At 49.0% G+C, this 4,016-nt stretch carries 3 protein-coding genes; 2 read left to right on the forward strand and 1 reads right to left on the reverse strand.

The features are described 5' to 3' along the window. Positions 1–48: 48 nt before the first annotated feature. The gene (gene apcA, locus RMO52_RS24220) at positions 49–534 is read right to left on the reverse strand and encodes an allophycocyanin subunit alpha (protein WP_295621512.1); all 486 of its coding nucleotides are present in this window, start codon (positions 532–534) and stop codon (positions 49–51) included. A 280-nt stretch (positions 535–814) separates the two neighbouring features. Between apcA and RMO52_RS24225 the strand changes: the two genes are divergently transcribed. Next, the gene (locus RMO52_RS24225; RefSeq protein WP_310419503.1) at positions 815–1,705 is read left to right on the forward strand and encodes a PhzF family phenazine biosynthesis protein; all 891 of its coding nucleotides are present in this window, start codon (positions 815–817) and stop codon (positions 1,703–1,705) included. A 251-nt stretch (positions 1,706–1,956) separates the two neighbouring features. Then, positions 1,957–3,843, forward strand: coding sequence for an ATP-dependent zinc metalloprotease FtsH2 (gene ftsH2 / locus RMO52_RS24230; RefSeq protein WP_309743098.1), 1,887 nt, complete (start codon positions 1,957–1,959; stop codon positions 3,841–3,843). The last annotated feature ends 173 nt before the right edge of the window (positions 3,844–4,016 follow it).

A 4,016-nucleotide genomic window follows, 5' to 3' on the forward strand; every position in this document is an offset into this window, starting at 1 on the left:
TTATTTCAAAAATTGTGACCGAGATCGCCAAAGTTAACTAGTTTGGAACTAGCTCATTGCACCGATGAGGTAGTCAAAGTAAGCACCAGCTTCGGCAGCGTCTTCACCAGACATCATGGAAGCAGCAGCATCTTTCATCGCCCGAACGCCACCAGCAACTGCATCGATGGGAGTACCCAAAGATCTGTACATTTCACGGACGCCAACTACACCAATTTCTTCGATCGGCGTAACATCACCAGCAACTACACCGTAGGTGATGAGGCGGAGATAGTAGTCTAAGTCGCGCAAGCAAGTTGCAGTCATTTCTTCGCCGTAAGCGTTACCGCCGGGAGAAACCACATCAGGGCGTTGTTGGAACAGTTTGTCGCCTGCACCTTTAACTAGGCGCTCGCGAGAGTCAGTTAAGGTTTGAGCGATGCGGAGACGACGTTCGCCAGAAGTGACGAAGTTTTTGATCCGATCTAATTCGCCTGGACTCAGGTAGCGAGCTTCAGCATCTGCATTGACGATCGCTTTGGTGACGATACTCATTGTTAGGTTACTCCAAAAAGGTTGATTACTAGATGTACATCTAGCTGGCTGAGTGCCATTCGGTCTAAAGTCGATCGCACTCGCTTATACAGTGTACAAGCTACTCGCGATTTTTTGCCTTCCGCAAACATTTTCCGGCATTATTACTAGTTTCTGAGTGGATTCGTAATAGTTTGTAACGATCGGGGTTTAGAGGGTAGAGGGTAGGGGACTGGGGGACTGGGAGATAGGGAGACTGGGAGACGTGAGAAAATGGGTGGGTAATCTAGCTCGAATGGTGATGTCGAATATTCCTTTTGTGATTCTCGATGTGTTTGCGACGGGGAAATATACGGGTAATCAACTGGCGGTGTGTCTGGATGCTGGAGATTTAACGGATCTTCAGATGCAACAGATCGCTCGGGAGATTAATTTCTCAGAGACAACGTTTGTGACTAGCTCAACGCTAGTTAATGGGGGCTACAACACGCGGATTTTTACGCCGACTACTGAATTGCCATTTGCGGGGCATCCGACGCTGGGGACGGCATTTGCCATCCAGCAGGAGCTGATTCGCTCCCAGATCGAGCGCGTAAATCTTAACTACCAAGTCGGACAAATTCCAGTCGATCTCAACTATGTCGATGATGAGCCAGATATTTTGTGGATGCACCAGCAGCAGCCGAAATTTTACGACCCCATTCCAGTGGAAATACTTGCTGATGTCATTGGGGTAAACCCTACCGACATCGATTCGGGCTACCCGATCGAGCCTGTCTCAACTGGGCTACCATTTATAGTAATGCCGCTTAAAAATCTGGCAGCAGTGAGTCAAGCCAAATTGAACTTGGATTTGTACGATCGAGCTGTTGCTAATCTACCAGCCCAAGCCATTCTGGTATTTTGCCCAGAGACGATCGATCCAGATAGACAGCTACATGTCCGCGTCTTCACCGAATGTTTTGGCATTCCGGAAGATCCGGCGACAGGTAGTGCCAATGGCTGTCTGGCGGCGTATCTAGCCAAACATCAATATTTTGGCAGTCCCAAAATTGACATCACTGTCGAGCAAGGTGTGGAGATAGGCAGAGCATCACTTCTGTACTTACGAGCGCAGTATACACTAGCGCACTGCCCCGTCAGTATCGGCGGTCGAGTAATCAAAATCGCCCAAGGTGAATTTATTTTGTAAAAATTCAAAATTTTAAGCTGTAAAATCACCTAAACCCTTGTGGTGGGCAATGCCCACCCTACAGTTTGATTCCCTATCCCCTATCCCCTATCCCCTATCCCCTAACTCCCCCCTTTCCGAAATCTGAGAATTACGTTAAATTTAATTAAGATATGTTCTCAGAAATTTTTAAAGCGTAATTTTTAGACAACCTGAAATTTAAGAACTGTTAACCGATCGCTGTCACCTCCTATCTAAAGGCACACAATTTTATGAAGTTTTCGTGGAAATTAGCAGTACTGTGGACGATTCCCGTCCTTGTAGTTGGCTTCTTCGTTTGGCAAGGGGCATTTACACCCGTCACTGCTGAAGTTGGTAAAAACACAGCAAGTACGCGGATGACTTACGGCAGGTTCCTAGAGTATCTCGATGCCAACCGAGTCAAAGCTGTTGACCTCTATGATGGTGGTAGAACTGCGATCGTTGAAGCAGTCGATCCAGACTTAGAAAACCGGATGCAGCGTCTGCGGGTCGATTTACCATCCAATTCACCAGAATTGATTGCCAAGCTTCGCGACTCCAATATTTCCTTTGACAGTCATCCTATTCGTAACGATGGCGCTGTCTGGGGCTTCTTGGGCAACTTAGTCTTCCCCGCCTTGTTGATTGGTGGTTTATTCTTACTGTTCCGCCGTTCTAACAATATGCCCGGTGGCCCCGGTCAGGCGATGAACTTTGGTAAATCCAAAGCTAAATTCCAAATGGATGCCAAAACTGGTGTCATGTTCGATGACGTAGCGGGTATTGCTGAAGCTAAAGAAGAATTACAAGAAGTTGTGACCTTCCTCAAACAGCCCGAACGCTTTACCGCTGTCGGTGCCAAAATTCCTAAAGGTGTCCTGTTAGTCGGCCCTCCTGGTACTGGTAAAACCTTACTTGCTAAAGCAATTGCGGGTGAGGCTGGCGTTCCCTTCTTCAGTATCTCTGGTTCGGAATTTGTGGAAATGTTTGTCGGTGTGGGTGCATCCCGCGTCCGCGACTTATTCAAAAAAGCCAAGGAAAACGCTCCTTGTATCATCTTCATCGATGAAATCGATGCTGTCGGTCGTCAACGTGGCGCAGGTATCGGTGGTGGTAATGACGAACGCGAACAGACCCTCAACCAGATGCTCACAGAGATGGATGGTTTTGAAGGTAATACCGGAATCATCATTATCGCTGCTACCAACCGTCCTGACGTACTAGACTCGGCGCTGCTGCGTCCCGGTCGCTTCGATCGTCAAGTCCAGGTAGATCCACCCGATGTCGCTGGTCGGATTGAAATCCTCGGCGTTCACGCTCGGAATAAAAAATTAGGTGAAGGTGTTTCGCTAGATGCGATCGCGCGTCGGACTCCTGGTTTCAGTGGTGCTGACTTAGCCAACTTGCTCAACGAAGCCGCCATTCTCACCGCTCGTCGTCGCAAAGATGCGATTACCAACCTCGAAATCGATGATGCTGTAGACCGCGTTGTCGCTGGGATGGAAGGTACGCCATTAGTAGATGGTAAGAGCAAACGCTTGATTGCTTATCATGAAGTCGGTCACGCGATCGTCGCTACACTCATTCCCGCTCACGATCCACTCCAAAAAGTAACTCTGATCCCTCGCGGTCAAGCTGCTGGTTTGACTTGGTTTACACCTTCTGAAGACCAATCCCTGATCTCGCGCACCCAACTGCGGGCGCGGATCTGTGGTGCCCTGGGCGGACGTGCTGCTGAAGAAATCATCTTCGGTGACTCGGAAGTTACTACTGGTGCAGGCGGCGACTTGCAACAAGTCACCTCGATGGCTCGCCAAATGGTGACGCGCTTCGGGATGTCCAAACTCGGCCCGCTCTCCCTCGAAAGCCAATCTGGTGAGGTATTCCTCGGTGGTAACTGGGGTGCGCGCTCTGAGTACTCTGATGAAGTAGCAGCTCAAATCGACCAACAAGTTCGCGAAATCGTTGCTGGTTGCCATCAAGAAACACTCCAAATCATGCGTGAAAATCGCACGGTTGTCGATCGCTTAGTCGATATTTTAATCGAGAAAGAAACGATCGATGGTGATGAGTTCCGTCAAATCGTTGCTGAATACACCGTTGTACCTGAGAAGCCTCAGTTTGCGCCGATGCTGTAGAAGTGCTTTGACATTCTAATCATCTAGAAAAACCCTGCTAGTACTCAACTAGCAGGGTTTTTTTAGCAAAATCCTCTCCTTGGCGGTGCCCGTCCACAAGCGCAGGGCCAAGCCCAGGAGGGGGTTTACAGAGTAGGGGCGGTTTGGGTGAGTGGCTAGTTTACAGGTTTGTT

The organism is Chamaesiphon sp. OTE_8_metabat_110 (assembly GCF_031382685.1).
Lineage (GTDB): Bacteria > Cyanobacteriota > Cyanobacteriia > Cyanobacteriales > Chamaesiphonaceae > Chamaesiphon.